The sequence below is a fragment of the Halorubrum sp. CBA1229 genome (assembly GCF_003721435.2).
Taxonomy (GTDB): domain Archaea; phylum Halobacteriota; class Halobacteria; order Halobacteriales; family Haloferacaceae; genus Halorubrum.
This window is the reverse complement of sequence record NZ_CP054585.1, coordinates 233990-251476: the sequence shown is the minus strand read 5'-3', so window position 1 is coordinate 251476 and position 17487 is coordinate 233990. Positions and strand designations below refer to the sequence as shown.

At 56.7% G+C, this 17487-nt stretch carries 10 protein-coding genes and 1 pseudogene; 7 read left to right on the top strand and 4 right to left on the bottom strand.

Annotation, left to right across the window (positions count from 1 at the left end):
• Positions 1–123 precede the first annotated feature (123 nt).
• Together Hrr1229_RS01240 and Hrr1229_RS01235 are read left to right on the top strand one after the other, a co-directional pair.
• Positions 124–1302 carry a tubulin/FtsZ family protein gene (locus tag Hrr1229_RS01240; RefSeq protein ID WP_123114569.1) on the top strand — a complete coding sequence of 393 codons (1179 nt, stop codon included), beginning with the start codon at positions 124–126 and terminating at the stop codon, positions 1300–1302.
• Positions 1303–1413: 111 nt separating this feature from the next.
• The gene (locus tag Hrr1229_RS01235; protein WP_123114570.1) at positions 1414–2241 is read left to right on the top strand and encodes an undecaprenyl-diphosphate phosphatase; all 828 of its coding nucleotides are present in this window, start codon (positions 1414–1416) and stop codon (positions 2239–2241) included.
• A gap of 72 nt (positions 2242–2313) precedes the next feature.
• Here Hrr1229_RS01235 and Hrr1229_RS01230 read toward each other — a convergent pair whose 3' ends face one another.
• Complete coding sequence (locus Hrr1229_RS01230) at positions 2314–5316, bottom strand: CARDB domain-containing protein (RefSeq protein WP_123114571.1); 3003 nt, start codon at positions 5314–5316, stop codon at positions 2314–2316.
• 170 nt (positions 5317–5486) lie between these two features.
• Positions 5487–5744, bottom strand: a complete 258-nt coding sequence (locus Hrr1229_RS18100) for a VanZ family protein (RefSeq protein ID WP_255212542.1) — start codon at positions 5742–5744, stop codon at positions 5487–5489.
• Between the two features lie 340 nt (positions 5745–6084).
• Here Hrr1229_RS18100 and Hrr1229_RS01220 point away from each other — a divergent pair, with 340 nt between their 5' ends.
• The 3 genes from Hrr1229_RS01220 to Hrr1229_RS01210 all read left to right on the top strand — a co-directional run bounded on the left by Hrr1229_RS01220 (position 6085) and on the right by Hrr1229_RS01210 (position 12606).
• Positions 6085–8601, top strand: a complete 2517-nt coding sequence (locus Hrr1229_RS01220) for a hypothetical protein (RefSeq protein ID WP_123114573.1) — start codon at positions 6085–6087, stop codon at positions 8599–8601.
• 344 nt (positions 8602–8945) lie between these two features.
• Positions 8946–11681 carry a BGTF surface domain-containing protein gene (locus tag Hrr1229_RS01215; RefSeq protein WP_123114574.1) on the top strand — a complete coding sequence of 912 codons (2736 nt, stop codon included), beginning with the start codon at positions 8946–8948 and terminating at the stop codon, positions 11679–11681.
• Between the two features lie 625 nt (positions 11682–12306).
• Positions 12307–12606: a hypothetical protein gene (locus tag Hrr1229_RS01210; RefSeq protein WP_255212541.1), complete on the top strand. Its 300-nt coding sequence runs from the start codon at positions 12307–12309 to the stop codon at positions 12604–12606.
• Positions 12607–12640: 34 nt separating this feature from the next.
• Here the strand turns inward: Hrr1229_RS01210 and Hrr1229_RS18095 are convergent.
• Positions 12641–13088 (bottom strand): annotated as a pseudogene (locus Hrr1229_RS18095) (UDP binding domain-containing protein); the annotation flags it as partial.
• 950 nt (positions 13089–14038) lie between these two features.
• Between Hrr1229_RS18095 and Hrr1229_RS01205 the strand changes: the two are divergent.
• Entirely contained in the window at positions 14039–14821 is a 783-nt protein-coding gene (locus Hrr1229_RS01205) for a glycosyltransferase (RefSeq protein WP_217920699.1), read from the top strand.
• On the top strand, positions 14811–15257 hold the full coding sequence (locus Hrr1229_RS01200; RefSeq protein ID WP_158606086.1) for a GtrA family protein: 447 nt from the start codon (positions 14811–14813) through the stop codon (positions 15255–15257). The genes Hrr1229_RS01205 and Hrr1229_RS01200 overlap by 11 nt, the downstream gene beginning before the upstream one ends.
• A 625-nt stretch (positions 15258–15882) precedes the next feature.
• Here Hrr1229_RS01200 and Hrr1229_RS01195 read toward each other — a convergent pair.
• Positions 15883–17337 carry a glycosyltransferase family 87 protein gene (locus Hrr1229_RS01195; protein ID WP_123114576.1) on the bottom strand — a complete coding sequence of 485 codons (1455 nt, stop codon included), beginning with the start codon at positions 17335–17337 and terminating at the stop codon, positions 15883–15885.
• Positions 17338–17487 lie beyond the last annotated feature (150 nt).

Here is a 17487-nt window from a genome sequence, read left to right as displayed (position 1 = left end):
CACCTCTCTCCGGTCACGATTTGATGCTCGCCGCGCGCGACGGCAATCGCACACGCGAGACCCCGTCACGAGAGCCGGCTTTATGTTATCTCAGAGCAAAGAATCTGCGTACCGAGCCCTCCTATGAAACTCGCACTCATCGGCGTCGGTCAAGCAGGCGGGAAAGTCGTTGATAGGTTCATCGAATACGACAAAACACACGGTGCCAACATCGTCCGTGGTGCGGTCGCCATCAACACCGCGAGAGCGGATCTGCGCGGGCTCACTCACATCCCCGACGACAAGCGGATTCTCGTCGGCCAAGCGGAGGTGAAGGGTCACGGGGTTGGCGCCGACAACGAGCTCGGCGCCGAGGTGATTGAACGCGATCTGGGCGAGATACAGGGCGCGTTGGATACGGTCCCGTCGCATGAAATTGACGCCTTTCTCGTCGTGGCCGGCCTCGGCGGCGGGACGGGCTCGGGCGGGGCGCCAGTCATTAGCAAATACCTCAAGCGAATCTACACCGAGCCCGTCTACGGGCTTGGCATCTTGCCCGGCAGCGATGAGGGTGGGATCTACACGCTTAATGCGGCGCGATCGTTGCAGACGTTCGTGCGCGAGGTCGACAATCTACTGTTGTTCGACAACGACGCCTGGCGGCAAACAGCCGAATCCGTCACTGAGAGCTTTGCAGCGATCAACGAGGAGATTGTCCAGCGGTTCGGGCTGTTGTTCAGCGCCGGCGAGATCCACGCTGGCAACGACGTTGCGGAGAGCGTCGTCGACTCCTCGGAGATCATCAACACGCTCGCCGGCGGGGGCATCTCGACGCTCGGCTACGCGGAGGCGGCTGTCGACGAGCCACAACGGCAGGGTCTGCTCTCGCGGCTTTCGGGTGGCGGTAACAGCAGTGAGTCGTTCGACAGTGCGGACACCACCAACCGGATCACGAGTCTCGTTCGGAAAGCCACTCTCGGCCGCCTGACCCTCCCCTGTGAGGTTCAGGGTACCGAACGCGCCCTCCTTGTGGTCGCCGGCGCCGGGCCCCTCCTCAACCGCAAAGGCATCGAGCGCAGCCGCAAGTGGCTCGAAGAACAGACCGGGTCGATGGAGGTTCGGGGCGGAGATTATCCACGACAGGGTAGTGGCGTCGTCGCGACGGTCGTCTTGCTCGCAGGGGTCACGAATGTACCCCGTGTCAAAGAACTCCAGCAGGTCGCTATCGAAGCGAAACAAAATATAGACACGATTCAGGACGAAAGCGAGGACAAGCGACAGGATCTGCTCGGCGACGACAACGATTTGGAATCTCTGTTTTAATCGGCAGGGGCGCTCACTCAGCAACAGTTCCAGACCGAGTGAGCGACCCACTCGTAGTGACCCACCGCGAATCTGTGTCGCTTAAGTAGCCAGCCCGACCCACTCCCAATAGTGACGCTCTCGGATCTGCTGATTGCGATCCTCGCCGGGATTGTGCAGGGCATCGTCGAGTGGCTTCCCGTCTCCAGTCAGGGGAATCTGTCGTTGGTCCTGACGCTGGTTGGGACCGACCCCGCGGTTGCGATCCAGCTCGCGCTCTTTTTGCAGGTCGGCACGACCTTGTCGGCGGCGACGTACTACCGACACGAACTCCAGACCGCACTCGCGGCGGTGCCGGGCTGGCGCCCCCGTGCTGCCTACGAGGGCGACAACGCGATCGCGTCGTATATCGTGATCGCGTCGTTCATGACGGGCATCGTCGGCATCCCGCTCTACATCTTTGCCGTCGATTTGGCCGGGCAACTCACAGGTGGCGTGTTCATCGCCGTGATCGGTCTCTTACTGATCGCAACTGGGGTTCTCCAGCTCGCCTCCGAATCCGTCTCGATGGGTGGCCATACAGCCCCAACACTCACGGATTCAGTTCTCGTCGGCGCCGTTCAGGGGCTCGCGATTTTGCCCGGCATCTCGCGATCGGGAATGACCACGAGTGTCTTTCTGTTCCGCAGCTACGAACCACCGGCCGCATTCAGACTCTCGTTTCTGTTGTCTATTCCGGCGAGTCTCGGCGCTGCAGTCCTCACGCTGCTGAGTGCAGGTGGGCTCCCCGGCATTCGTCCCACAGCCGCGGCCGTTGCACTGGGCGTCAGTGCTCTCGTCGGCTATCTCACGATTGACGCGCTCATGCGCGTCGTCGAACGTGTCCCGTTCTGGGCCGTCTGTTTCGGGCTTGGCGGGCTCGCAGTCGTCGGCGGTGGGATCGTCTCAGTCGTCGTGTGACGCGAGCCGGACGCGCCGACGACTCGACTGCTCGTTGAATTCTGCGTGCCGAATTTTTCGAATCGTCACCCACTATCGTCGACGCCGGACCACACGTGCTGTCACAACGAGTGCAAGCACCGTGGCGATCACACCGAACCCCGGCGCGCTCTCGTCCGTCTCGGCGCCCGGTGACGTCGCGTCGCCTCCGTCGTCACCGAACAGGGAGATCGCGCCGACCTCGCTCCCCTCGAGTGAGACTGGTCCGCTTTCGGGTGGTTGGAACCTGATCTCGACGGTCGTGTTCTCACCGGGGCCGAGTGTCACCTCTCGTTCGGTGACCGCCTCACCATTCATGCTGACGGTGAGTGTTCGGGTTGCCGAGCGGTCACCGGGATTTTCGACGGTCGTTCGGAGCGTCGTCTCGTAGCCCGCCCGCACCCGATCGGCTGGCACTCCACTCTCGACGATATCGACTCGCCCCGGTTCGAGTGCGACCACAGCCACGGGCGCAGCGTGTGGCAGCGTCACGGAGTGGGTGGTATCCTCGATCGTATGGGTGACGGTCGCCGTTGTCCACTCGCCGTCAGAGTACCGCAGTACGGCGATATCCGTTTGATCCAGCCCATCCGGGATCGTCTCCTCATCGACCGTAAATTGGAGTGTCGCCGCACTCGTGTCGGCTGCGCCAAGCGACGAATTGAATCCCATGTACCCGAGTGCCACCCCATGGGGGACGGGATCGCGACCAGCTGGGTCGGCTGTTGGTCGGCCGATCGTTGTTTCGTACACCGCAGGATCTCCAACTGGATCCACTCCGACCGAGGACACTGACACGGCGGGTTGGGAGTCCGACGGGCCGGCAAGGTCGACGGCGATCTCGTAGCGCTCGCCAGTCGCACCGGCAACGCTGACCGTGACGCCCTCGTTCGACTCAGACCGAATCACGGTTGGCTCTGGCCCGCCCGTCGGAGCCGATCCTGACGACCCCGATGACCCGGACGATCCGCCGCCGCCACCGGAGCCGCCGTTATTTTGCGGGTCGACAACGGTGACGTTCGCGACGGTCGTCTCATCGACCGTGACGGGGTACTCGCCGGTGGCGTTGTATGCATGGCTGATCGTCAGTGTCGTTCCGCCTGCGGGCACGTCGGGGGTTCGCTGGACAGTAGTGCCGTCACCAAGCGCGATATCGACGTCTCGTTGGCCTGTGGCTTCACCGTCGTTCCGCAGTTCGATAGTGAGTGTGACCGACTCGTTGACCTCAACTGATTCGGGAGCAACTGTTGTCGCTCCAAGCGACACATCTGCGGGTTCGAGGACGGCAAGGGTCCCAACAGGATCGTCGTTAACGCTGAGATTGTACTCTCCCCGTTCGAACGTCCGATTGAAGCGAACCGTCTCGCTCGCATCCGAGCCGACCGTCCGGGTATCACTCTCGAGTGTGGTGTTGTCGTCTCGAAGTTCCGTCGTGAACTCGCCGTCCACGTCACCATCGTTTGCGAGTTCGACGGTTACTGTGGCAGACTCACCGGTGGTAATCGTCTCGGCCGACAAGGTCGTCTCACGGATCGTGACATTCGCGGGTTCGAGGACTCGGAGCGTGCCAGCCGGGTTGTCGTTCACCGCGATCGCGTACTCGTCTGCCGTGTCGAACGCCTGTGAGAAGACGACGGTCTCGCTGCCGCCAGGACCGATATCGAGCTCTTGGCTCGCGACCGACTCGTTGTTGGCGACCAACGTTGCGGTGTGTGTTCCTGACTCGGTCCCAACATTCACGATGGTTGCAGTTACCTCGGTGGATTCGCCCTCAAGGACTGTGTCTGGCTCGAGATCCGCATTTGTCGTTCGGAACGTCGCCGGGCGGACCACAGTGAGCGTTCCGGCAGTCACACCGTTAACCATGATTTCGGACTCCCCGGCGGCAGTCGCTATGTAGGTGAGTTGTTCCGTACTCTGCTCTCCGGGGCCAAGAGTCACTTCTTTGGTTGTCTTGCTCGTTCCGTCGGCCGCCACCGTAACTGAGAGGCTCCCCTCACGGTCACCGGTGTTCTTGATGATGGCGTTGACGGTGACCTCATCATCCACGGATACCACGTCATCCTCGAGTTCCGCATCTGTGACAGTCAAATTGGCCGGCGACTCGACTGTTAGTGTCCCAGCATCCGTTTGGTTGACCTGCATATCGTACTCGCCGGGCTGCTCGACAGGTCCACGGAGTTCGACCTGTTGTGAGTCGCCACCTGCAAGCGTCACCGAGTGTGTATCGACCGTCTGGGTGTTTTCATCCTCGTCTGTCGCGCGGAATTCGGCAGTGAATTCCCCCTCGGTATCACCGATATTTGTTACCTCGGCGGAGACGACTGCGTTGTCGCCTGCCAAGATGGTGTTCTCAGCGAGCTGTGCGTTGGAGATCTCAAACGCCGCAGGTTCTGAAACGGTGAGGGTTCCAGCCGATTCAGTGTTGACAGTAATGTCGTACGTTCCCGCCTCCTCGAAGCTCGGCGTGAACTCAACGGTCGTCTGCTCATCGGCACCAAGTGTCCCTGTCTCCGACTCATTCGTCATCCCGTTAATGTTGAGATCGGCAGTAAAATCGCCTGCACTGCCGCCGTCGTTTACGACGGTCGCCGTGACTGTTACTGTCTCGCCTGGATTGATGCGCGTTGGTGAAAGCTCCGCATCTGTGACCGAGATGTTTGCCGGCTCTGGTTCGACGACGGTGAGTGTTCCTGCAGCCACCTCGTTTACGCTGAGTTCGTAGGTTCCTGCTGCCTCAAACGGTTGAGTGAACTCGACGGTCTGCGTCTCACCAGCTCCGACCTCAACGTCTGTGGTGTTGATGACGCCCTCTGCATCGCTCTGAAGTTTGGCCGTGAACGTTCCGGACTCCGTACCGTCGTTCGTGATGTCTGCTGTGATCGTGGCGGCCTCTCCCTCTACGATTTCCGTCTCCGCAAGGTTGGCGTTCGTCACTTCAAACTCGGCGTTAACGGCGGCGGCTGAGCCTCCGATGCCAATCCCTCCTGCGAGGGTAACCGCTGCAAAAATAACTAGAGCGCAACCACAGATGGCGGCAGCCTTGCGGCTGGACATAGGCGCACAACACAACCGAGAGGGATTGTAAGGAGTGTCGAATCTGCGTTAAGATCGTCTTACAAACCGACGGACATCGCGGTAATGGCTGTTCCAGAGGGGACACTGAGACATGTAACCGAGGTGGTGTGGCTGCAGGAGCAGCTGACAACTGTGTCACCTGCGGGAGCTTAGCTGAGTGGCGATTCAACTTCAGTTGCTCGCGCCACTCGATAGAATCGGACGTACCGCATGAGAATCCGCCAGCAAACAACTGCCACCGCCGCCCCGGTTGCATTCACGCCCATGTCGCCGAACGCAAACGTTCGTGACGGCAGTCTCGACTGCAACAGTTCAATCGTCACCCCGTAGCCAACCGCACAGCCGAACACGAGGACGAACACTTGCCACTCCGGCAGGCGAGAGTCATGAAGGGCGTACGCGAGCATGACCGCAAGACAGGCGTACGCGAGAAAATGGAGCCAGTCTGAGTAAGGGAACAAGCCAAGCGGTCCGGTCTGAAATGTCTGTGTGCCTGGCCCGGCTTGAATCGAATAGTACAGGATAACTCCTACAACTACAAGGACAGCCCCCCATCGAACTGTATTCGGGATGAGCGGGAGCCGCAGTCGGCGCATACACCGACGAGACTCTGTCACGACATAAGATTCATGTTATTATTGGCGTCTGGTCTGGGAACCATCTGTTGGTGTTGCTGACCTGACAGCCCTCGTCAGTGAATCGTATCGAACGAAAACGCTAATCCGGGCCCGCCACAGTTGCACGCTAATGCCCTCGCCCGAGGAGACAACCGCACGCACCCGCGAGTATCTCGCGGACCACCCGGAGGCCGAAGACGCGCTCGGGTCACTCCTTGAGCGCGATGCTGATGGTAATCCCTGGACATTTGCAGAGACGAATCTTGATTCTGGCCAGTTTGGTGAGCTCGTCTCGCGTGATCTCGCGACTGCTGTCGATGATGGGTATCGCCTCCAGCGGCCGGCTGCGATTCGCGCTGCGCTCGATGGAGCCGATATGGCTGAATCGACTGAAGGCAACAATCCTGCGACCGCTGAGAATACAGCGGCGAAGGGGGTCTCCCTGTCTGAAATGTTATCTGATCGTCTCGCTGGCGACTTTCAAACGCGTCTCGCGGTAGTCGGCGCACTCCTCACCGTGGTTGCGGCACGGCTTGTCGCTGCGCCGGCTGTGCTCCGGGATGGATACGTCGTGTCACCCGCCAACGACACCTACTTTTTCCGCTACTGGCAGGAGCAACTGGCCGCTCGTGCAGACGGTATCTTTGATTTCGCGCTGTTCGCTGATATGGGTGGGGCTGCGAGCACGCGGCCGCTCTCGCACGCCATCAACTGGTGGGTGACCGTGTTGCTCGGTGGGGTTGATGCCGCCCCACTGGTTGCCGCGTGGCTGCCGATTGTGACGGCTGTCTGTCTCGGATACGTTGTCTACCGACTTACCTACCTGCTCACCAGTGACGTTCGCGTGGCACTCGCCGCCGTCCTCTTTTACGGACTTGCTCCCGCCAACGTGGTGTACACGACGGTCGGCTTTCTCGACCACCAGGCTCATCAGTATCTCTGGCTCGGATTGCTCGTTGTTGCGTTGACTACCCTTGCGACAGACGTTGCCCGTCGCGCCCGCGAGACGGATCCGGCTAGCGCCGCACGCGCCCACGCACGCGCCCCGCGATCATGGGGTATTGCCGCTGGTCTGGCAGTTGCTGTCGCAGCCTCCGCACATCTGTGGGGCGGATCGCCGCTCACGTTCATTCCGGTTGCTGCTGTGGTCGGCTTTCGCGTCGCACTCGACATCAGACATGGCGGTTCGCCAGCCTTTGGAAACGTGCCTCTGGTTGTGGGGCTCATAGTCGGCGCCGGACTCGCACTCGCCGCGCATCTCGGTCTCAGTTGGCATGAATCGATTGCGGCAGTCACGCCCGTGCTCGTCGCTGGCGGCGCCGTCGCAGTCGTCGCCGCCGGCGAGCTGTGGCGCCGGACGGATCTTCCAGCGTCGGGCTTCGTCGTTGTCGAGGCGATTGTCGCTGCAGGTGGGCTCTTTGCGTATTGGCAGCTTCGCCCGGCCGAGATTGAGCGGTTTCGGACCCGTGCGGAGGATCTCTTTTTCCGTGAGGGCGCCACTGAGACAGCCTCGCTGTTCAGTCCCGATTTCGCGGTGGTATTCGGCCCGCTCATCCAGCTCGGCCTCGGATTTTATTTCGGGATCGCCGTCCTCGGGGTTGCGACGTGGGTTGTGGCTCGTCGATATGAACCGGGGTGGCTCGTCCCCGTCTGTTTCGCGTGGTACTACACGCTGCTCGCGACGATCCAGGTTCGGTTCGCGGGCCAGTTGGCGATTTTTATTGCTCCATTTGCGGGGATCGGACTGGTATACCTGCTCGCCGCGATCGATATCGCTCGGCCTGTTGAGGTGCTTGGCCCCGCAAGCAGGACCGGTGACACGGAGGGGTCTTTCTACTCGGAGTGGGATGGAGGCACCAGTGAGGACAGCTCTATCTTTGACCGCATCGGTGACGCTGAGACAGCCCATGGCATCACCTCCGTCCAGCTCCCTAGTGAAACCCGCCTACGTGGTCTTCTTGTTGCCGCAGTAGCCCTTGTGCTCGTATTTAATCTCATTCTCATTCCACCGCTTGTCGGACAAATGACCCACGACCGGGCACAGTTTGAGGCCGCACAAACGATCGACGGACATGCCGACGCTGTCGATCGTGAGTATCCACAGAACTTCGTGTTGAGCCGGTGGGGCGACAACCGGATGTACAACTACTTCGTGAGCGGTGAGTCACAAAGCTACGGCTATGCACAGAGTACTCATGACCCATTCCTCGCCGCGCCAGACCCAGACGCGTGGTACGATCGCTTCCAAGATCGCGTCGGGTACGTTGTCATCGCTGATCGGGAGAATGCCCCACCGACAAACTCCAGTTACGGGGCGCTCTATGAGGGACTGGGTGTCGGCGCCAACGGGACGGCCACTACTGGCCACTATCAGCTGCTTGCAGCTGATGACGGCGTTCGGACCTTTGCAGTCGTCCCCGGTGCGACCTTACGAGTGAGTGGCACGAACGGTGAACGCGTGGCTGCCAGTACGTCGATGTCGCTCGCTGATGAGACGTATGAATATACCCGGAATGCTACGGTGACAGAGGGTACCGCTGTGATCCGGGTTGCATACCCTGGTGAATACACGATTGGTAACCGGACCGTCTCCGTAACTGACAAGCATGTCCTTGAGGGTAATCAGACAAATATCTCATCCGCATAGCCGTCTGAAACTCGGTATCCAGAGATAGTCTCACTCATTTGCGCTCTGTGCTAACTCGCTTATTTTGGCTTCAGTTTGGGCTCATGATCTGAAATCTGAAAACGGCTGTCTCAACCCACTGAAAACGCCTTGAGACACATTCACACACATCTCGGTTTCACACAAAGTACTTATACTGACCGCTTTAACAACTGGTCGCAGCCCCTACCCCACAATGCGACACGACCGCAAGTAATCCGCGTCAAGTCCGGCTGTACCACATCGGGTGTGTAGGGTGGTGATGAACGGGCGACTCAGGCGAGGACAAAGCAGACTGTCGCGACGTAGAACACAACGACAACAATATGACAAACGACAATACAACACGCAAGAAGGCTAATGCAGTCTTCTTCGCAGCGGTCATGGTTATCTCCATGGTCGCAGTTGGCTTTGCAGCTGCTCCCGCAGCTGCAGCCAATATTCAGACTGCAGAGTACGACCAAGAAGCAGATAGCGGCGATACTGCGTACCAGGGCCAAGAGCTCATCTTCGACATAAGCAGTGTTCAGGGTAACACTGACGAAAACCTCGAGCTCCGAGAGCTTGACACAAGTGAGAGCCCAGCCCAGATCGGTGGTCTGGAAGCAGCACTTGACCCCGAGGATGGCGACTACGTCGTCATCGATACTTCCAACCGTGAGGCTGGCCAATACGTCATCACCACGCAGAGCAGCGGTGACGAGTTCAACACTAGTGAGGGCGACATCCGGTTCGAAGTTGTCGCCCAAGATCTGACGACCGAGTTTGACGACGACGAAGTCGGCGACTCTGGTGACGACGCGCTTGTCGATTACGAGATCGATTCAGACGCGCGTAACGAATACGTCGTCAACGTCCAGGCAGACGGCCTCGACGCGGGCGATCTTGAAGACATCTTCACCGGTAGCGGGAACGCGTCCTACGACCGTGATGTTACAGAGAACATCACGGACGAGGACGGCGACTGGGACCGCTATGAAGTCTCCGCTTGGGCTAACAATTCTAGTCAGCAGGATGTAGACTACGCGCTCAACGAAGATGATGACATCATCACGCTGTTTGACGCTGAGGACAGCGATCACGAACTTGACTTCACTGATATCGATCAGGACGAGTACGAGTTCGAAGTGAGCGTAGTTGACTCGACTGCTGAGGACACCGATACGATCAACGTCACCGAGGCCGATGAAGGCGAACTCGACATCGCTGATTCGGTCGTTGAGCAGCAGGGTGACGTCGCCGAGATCACCGTCCAACTCGACAACACCGATCAGGGTACACTCGTGATCGGTAACGAAGAGGACGACGGATACCAGGCGAACGTGACTATTGAGGACGAGGAAGACGACGAAGTGGTTGTCCTCTTCAACACGTACGCAGCTGGAGACGCCAACGCGAGTCCGGACGACATCGTCTACACGGACGATGACGACGCGGAAGTGTCACTTGCGAATGATTCGGACCTGACCGACATCCTTGATACGGGTACGTACGACCTTGCGGTCGGCCCGTACACCAACAGCAGTGACAGCCAGCGGTTCATCGACACGATCGAGGATCCGGACACGATCTCCTCGCTCTCAATTCAGGAGCGGTCCGAGACGAGCCTCGCGCTCTGGCGGACCAGCGAGAGCGTTGAGGAAGACGTCGCAGAGGAACTCGGCGATGAAAACGAGAGCGCCACGGTCGAACTGATCAACAGCGCCGTCGAAGGCGACCTCGTCACGGAGACTGACACGCTTGCCGTCGATGACGACGGCTCGCGCAGCGACGTGCTCGTCCACCAGCTCACCGCGAGTGGGCTGGAGGGCGTCCTCGAGAGCGCCGATGGAGATAGCCTCGGCCAGGGCGATCGGACGACCCAGCTCTACGCGCTTCTCCAGGAGACGAACGATTACGACAGCAAATCGGATTACTCCGACCTTGCCAACGGTAGCGATGACAAGGTCGAAATGGTTCTGGAACTCCAGAACCCCGGTCCGAACGAGCCGACCACCTCGATCGACGTGAACGAGGACATCAGTAGTACTGCATTCTCGGACATCTTCACGGTTGTCTACGACGAGGACACAGACAACTACTACATCGTCGCAAACACCGATGAACTCAACGATGAGGTCAGTGAGGACATCGAGGATGAGGACGAGTACGAGGTCCAGATCAACGTGCAGGACGCGCGGCTGCTGGACACTCTCGAAGAGGATGACGAAGATGCCTTCGAGGATGCGTTCCTCGAGAACTCGGCCTCGTTCACGGCTGAAGCAGCCGAGGGCGAGTTCGACAACGAGGACGATATCCAAGTCGAAGCCGCTGAAGAGCAGTCCATCACGGGTACGACTAACGTTGCGCCCGGGACGGAAATCGACGTGCGCGTCCGCAGCGACGACGACGCGTCGACAAGCTTCATCCAGAACGACGAGGACCTCATCGTGACGCCCGACGGCACGTTCGAGGCCACCTTCGACTTCAGTGAAACCGAAGTGAACGACACGTTCGAGGCGTCTGTGCGCCAGGCTGCCTTCGACGCCACTTCTGACGGGACGGTCGTCGAAACAGTTGAGGAGCGAGCGAGCTTCGATGTCTCGGACCTCAGCCCGCAGGAAGCCACCGCGACGGCTGGCGACTCAGTGACCGTCTCCGCGACGATCGAGAACACCGGCAACGCAGAGGGTACTCAGGATGTCGCGCTCACGCTTGACGGCGAGGAGCTCGACAGCCAGGAGACCACTCTGGAGGCCGGCGGTAGCACCACCGTTGAGTTCACTGCCGACACGTCCGGCCTTGACGCTGGTGACTACGAACACGGTATCGCCACCGACAACGACGAAGAGACCGGTACGCTCACCATCGAAGAGGATACTGGTGACGACACCGGCGACGACACTGGTGACGACACCGGTGACGATACTGGTGACGACACTGGTGACGACACTGGTGACGACACTGGTGACGACACTGGTGACGATAGCGGCACGGACGACAGCACGCCCGGCTTCGGCGCGCTCGTCGCCCTCGTCGCTCTCATCGCGGCTGCGCTCCTCGCTACGCGGCGTAACGAGTAACGCGACTGCGACGCTTCACACTCGCTAACTATCGGCCCTCGCGGGCCGACCCCTTGCCGCACTTCTTTATTGGACTCACCCGCTGAGCAGCGGCACACACTATTACCATACCGTGGCCTGGCACCTGATCAAAATGATGAGCGACGCAATAGGCAGTAATCAGTCTGTGAGAAGATTGGGGAGACTCTGACGGTGTCTGCCACCAGATTGTCTCTTAGACCTAATCAGGTCTGTACTCTACAAGTGATAAGTGACTGTTGGTACCACCTGATGGTAACCGTCTGGAAACCTAATATCACTCCGGGAGTCAAACTACCGAAACGGTTAGGCCGATTGAATCCCAACGTGAATCCGGGCACTTTGCTCCCGCACACGACTAAGTACTGGTAGGGGACCGACGCTTGGTCGTTTGCGGAAATTTACTTATAGATATTTGAAATATAATATTGGGCTAGACTCACCTATTCGTGTTGGTAGAGTGGTGGACGGGACTGCCGAAGGATCGTCGCCAACGTGCCGATCGTCTCCGTCGATCAGGTAATCAGGCGCGACAGCGGCGTGGTGCTCGGGCGGACGGGCGAACGAGCCGGTCAAGGGGTACTGGTTCGTCCTCGGCGGGCGTGTCTTGAAGGGAGAAACGCGTCGCGAAGCGGTCCATCGGTTCGCCGCCGGGGAACTCGGAATCGAGGTCGTGGTTGAGGCCGTCGAGTCGCTCGGGGCGTTCGAGCACCTGTACGACACGTCGGACGCCCCGGGCGTCGACTCGAAGCACTATCTCGCGAACGGGTACGTGGTCGACGTCGTCGACGGCCAGTCCGAACCGGACGACCAGCACGACGCATTTCGAGCGTTCCGATCGCTGCCCGAGCCGTACCACGAGCACGTCCGGGCGTACGTCGAGGCGCCCGAAACGGTGAGCCACTGATTCTGACTACCGAACTGACAGTTGGAGAAAGCGGTTACCAGGTCAGTCCCTCGTACGTGATCCCGTCTCGCCGCTCGACGATCCGCAGCCGTCGACGATGACGGAGTCGGCCATCGAGTCGAACTCATCGTCGAGGGCGGCGAACTCGTCCCAGTCGGTGACGACGACCGACCCGTCCGGCGAGCGCCGCCGCGGCCGAATCAGCGTACTTCACGCCGTCGACGTAGTTTGGGGCGTTCTTCATCGCGACCGGATCGTAGGCGGCGACCGTCGCGCCGCGCTCGGATATCGCCGATCACCGGGATCGCACGGGAGTTCCGCATGTCGTCGGTGCCGAGATTGAACGTGAGACCGAGGACGGCAATCTTGGCGCCGTCGATATCGATGTGTCCGGCGAGGAGCTCGACTAGGCGCTCGGGCTATCGATCGTTGACCTCTACCGCCGCGTTGAGGACCGCCGGATCGTATCCACGCTCCTCGCTACGCGGCGTAACGAGTAACGCGACTGCGACGCTTCACACTTGCTAACCATCGGCTCTCACGGGCCGACTCCTTCGCGGTCTTTCTTTATCGCGCCGCGCCTCGACAGCTGAGCGACTGCTGTCGGTGTCGCTTCGCATGGGCGCCCAGATACTCCCCTCCAACAGATCGAGACCGCTCGGTGTCGGGCAGCGCGTCTCGGGCTCGCCTACATCGTACTCATCGTCTCACTCCGATCGCTGTAGTCTTTTAATTAACTCGTGGATCCCACCCTCCACAACGGGATCGGATGCACACTCGGTGTCGCCGAGTACCCCCTGTGAACCGCGATCGAGCGCAGGCTCAACCGCGACGATATCCGGGCTCGCCACGTCCTCGTCACCGGACGCCGGATGGGCTATCTCGAACGTCGAGTCTGTGGTGGTGGCACCGCAATTCCTAGCGAGGCATTCCTGTTGGCGTACAAGCGATGGATCTAGCGCACTTCAGTGCATCTCTTTGCGATCACACGTGATCGCTAACTTTTGTCGGCAGGACGGTTCTCACGCCAGCAGCAGGCCACGACACCTCTGTCTTCGAGATAATCGTTTTGGAACGGGTTGTTTAGGAAGCTCATGTAGTATGTCGATGATACATCCGTCACACTCCTCGCTCAAACTCGTCGACTATCGAGATGAGTAGTATGTACGGGCAATTTAAATCGAGCAAAAAGAGCAATATATCCAGAAGAGATTGGTGCTATTCATAGGTGATCCCTGCACTGTTATCGGACACAATCGAGTGAGAATGATAATATCTGATAGCATATTGGCGAAACCCAATCGAATATAAATACAATTGTAAATATTAATTTTATTCTAGATGATAGTTGTGCATGATTATCTCACGGGAATTACTACACAATATTGAATATGAATACGTTTTAGTGGCATCCAATACGCTAGAGAAGTAAGTGACTACAGAGATGAGTACATCTATTGGAGTGGTTATACCAGCATATGAGCCAGATCTATCATTACTAACAGATTATATCTCGAATATCCAATCAAGCCTCTCTCCAGAAATAATTCGAATTGAGGTAGACTCTCCCTCTCCAGAATCTGTTGACATACTCTCAGAATACGATGTTGATATCTCTGTCTCACCGGATCGTCGCGGGAAAGGAGCTGCAGTTATGGCTGGATTTGATGCGTTAGATACTGATATTTGTCTGTTCACTGACGCTGACGGGTCAGTTCCCGCCAGTTCGCTTAAAGGTATTCTCCAGCCAATCTTAGAATCTACCGCTCATGTAAGTATTGGTTCCCGGCGCCATCCAGACTCAATTATTGTTAACCATCAAACTATCCTGCGGCGATTTCTTGGAGATATCTTTGCGAGAGGTGCTCGATATCTACTTCCAACCCAGTGTATGGATTACCAGTGCGGTGCAAAGGCTGTAACTGCTGACGCGTGGTCATCAATAGGGCATCATTGTTATGAACCTGGATTTGCGTGGGATCTTGAATTTGTGTCTGTTGCTGGGTCCCTAGGCTACAACATTTCAGAAGTTCCGATTACGTGGGAGGACCATCCAGATTCATCAGTAGCACCGATCTCCACTTCTATTGAGTTGGCAACTGCATTAATCGATGTTAAGCGACGGACAGATGCAATTGCGGTAAGCCCACGATACCATGGTGTTGAAACAACCGATAAATCAGATAGATTGGAAAAGGGTTGGGATGACGACTGAATCAAAGATTAATCGGCTTATTCATACAACGCGAATTGGTCAGTTTGTTTCCGTCGGTGCAATTGGTGCAACTATTGAGACAATTATTGTAACCATCTTAACTGCTGGACTTGGTATCGGCCCACTCTTCGCAAAGGCGATCGGTGCTGAGGTATCGATCTCGATAATGTTTGGTATTAATGATAAATGGACATTTGCCACGGAAGGGAGCACTGAATTGCGTGCGGTACTCCAACGATGGATGAAGTCTCATCTTGTTCGAACTGGAGGCCTTGCAGTCTCATTCACTACGTTGTATCTATTAACTAGCTTTTTGGAAATGTCAATAACGATATATGGTGCGGATTTTTGGCCAGCAGTCGCGAATTTTATTGGTATTGGTGTCGGAATGGTTCTTAATTATGTTGCTGAGTCTTTGATTACTTGGGACATATAGAATATGACTCTATCCTGAGCTGAGACCCTATTTGAACGTTCCTGAAAAATCTTGATTAATGACTGTATTACAGGGTAAGATTGGCTGTGAACCCTCTTAGTTCGATTTTGTCTTTTTGGGTACGAGTGTAGCGGGAGAGCCGTGTCCCGTCTAAACAAGGCCCACGCAGAGTAAGGAATGAACTGCTGTGTTGAATCCGATGACTGCGGTCGGATCGGCGGACTAGCATCCAGTGTTTGAGCAGGAATCAGCGACAGATAGCTGGTCGGGACCGCCTTTCGCTCTCCAAAATTATCCCCTCGAAGTCCGCTCGTGAGAATCCGTCACCACTGAAGTTTGATGAACGTGTATTCAGACCCGATCAACACGCAGTCTGCGGATTCAACAGAGCTGAATGAACAACTTCCAGGTACTGATCAGGATTGAAGAAGGGGACCGAGTGAATCTTCACTAATTTATCTTTTCTCTATCTTAAGATTGAAACAGAACAAAACACCGTCGTATTGGAATTTTTAACGAGGATTCCGGAGAATTCCATATCGAACATGTGCTCTTTCGCGTTGATGCTGCGTAGTGGCTTCGACGAGAGTGTTACCGATAGCACATAGATTTCGTTTTATGAAAATCAAGTGGATTCATTTGAGAGTCGTCGCGTGTACTCGTAAATCACACAGATAAGTAGGAGACAGACCCCCCAAACAGCAGGCTGCACCACTGGAAGGATCACGCCCGCAAACCTGCCTGCGTCAAGTGCTGGGAGAAGGATGCTTGACAAGAACTCATTCGTGTACGGGTGGATGTGAATTAAGATTGTAGCGCCGAGCGTACCGACGAACACTCCCGGTCTGTCATGAATTGTTGTCAGCAAAAGAAACAGAATAACCGGGACAGTAACTATTAGACCAGATGTACTAATGACTGGAGCGCCGAGTACAATTCCAAGCAGCCCGAATGAGTACACGTAAAGATCAACATATTTGAACGCATAATGACGACCCCGATACGCAACCGTAGCAATTGTTACGAGGAGGAGCACGCGGATAATATACCCTGTGCTGTCTAAGTAGTAGAAGGGATGGAAATCGTTGATATTCCACATGGTTGGTGGGTCAATAGCAGATCCCCAACCCTTGCCCCCTGCGAGTACTTTGAGATACTCAATAGTTGTCTGAAAACCAAAGACAAGCACGCCTATAAAAATAATACTAGTGCCGGCGGCAAGCGCGCTCAAAAGACGGCGGCGATCTCGGAGCAGAGGAGCACCAACCGGTGCATAGTATGCTTTGAACATGACTGGAACCGTCGTCAGGATACTTGAAAGCACCTCTCTTCGCTCTTGATTATGATATCGAGCAGCTGCAAAACAGAGGACTCCAGCGAGGATGCCAGTTACTTGCCCAGCGATAAAGGTGATTACGAAGGGACCGAATCCCAAAGATGCTGTATAAATCACCACCCACTTTCGTCGGGAAAGTGGGGCGGTGAGTGTTTTAACGAATGCAGTGATTCCAGCAAGATAGACCATGACCGAGAGTGTTGACCAAGCGAGCGCAGCGGTCTCAAAGGGTAAGAACCCGAATGGCACAAATAAGAGTGAGACGAGAGGTGCGTACAAGTAGCGATCTGGAGACTCTGGGAGCTCGGTAACGCCCGGGTATGAGGAAGTCCAGTCATAAAGAGGGTAACCGTGAATCACCCGTTCGGCAGCATTATAGTACGCACCGAAGTCGTAGAAGTTCGTCCCATCAGCAATCCCGGTGAATTTCAAAACGAGAACACCGAACGGCAGCGCAATAAGGGTCAACCACGTGATCGCTATGAAATTCTTTTTGCGGATTATGCATAGATCCGTGCTAGCGATATCGTGTATATACAATTCAAGATCGTTTGCGTGTACACGGAAGAGGTAGAAGTTTGTAGTAAGCAGCACTCCACTAATAGCGAAGATCATTAAAATTGATTTTTTTTGGACGACTCCGTGTAGAACCCCTGTGAAGATGTAGAGAGCTGATAGAATACTCCCTATCGTCAACAGACATATACTCCATTTTGTGAATATGTCCTCAAGTTCTCGTAACATCTGATAGTATCTTTCCAAAGTGGTAACGCAAAACCGCTTCGGTTACCGAGTATGTTCATCGAATAATTAATTCATCTCGTACGAGACGAAGATGACTCCGTGTGAATTAACAAGATGAACGACTCGACATCAAACCGATACAAACAATTG

Excerpts from the sequence above, each read along its gene's own strand:
- Hrr1229_RS01240 (WP_123114569.1), top strand. The coding sequence starts at position 124 with ATGAAACTCGCACTCATCGGCGTCGGTCAAGCAGGCGGGAAAGTCGTT.
- Hrr1229_RS01230 (WP_123114571.1), bottom strand. The coding sequence starts at position 5,316 with ATGTCCAGCCGCAAGGCTGCCGCCATCTGTGGTTGCGCTCTAGTTATT.
- Hrr1229_RS18100 (WP_255212542.1), bottom strand. The coding sequence starts at position 5,744 with ATGCTCGCGTACGCCCTTCATGACTCTCGCCTGCCGGAGTGGCAAGTG.
- Hrr1229_RS01220 (WP_123114573.1), top strand. The coding sequence starts at position 6,085 with ATGCCCTCGCCCGAGGAGACAACCGCACGCACCCGCGAGTATCTCGCG.
- Hrr1229_RS01215 (WP_123114574.1), top strand. The coding sequence starts at position 8,946 with ATGACAAACGACAATACAACACGCAAGAAGGCTAATGCAGTCTTCTTC.
- Hrr1229_RS01200 (WP_158606086.1), top strand. The coding sequence starts at position 14,811 with ATGACGACTGAATCAAAGATTAATCGGCTTATTCATACAACGCGAATT.
- Hrr1229_RS01195 (WP_123114576.1), bottom strand. The coding sequence starts at position 17,337 with ATGTTACGAGAACTTGAGGACATATTCACAAAATGGAGTATATGTCTG.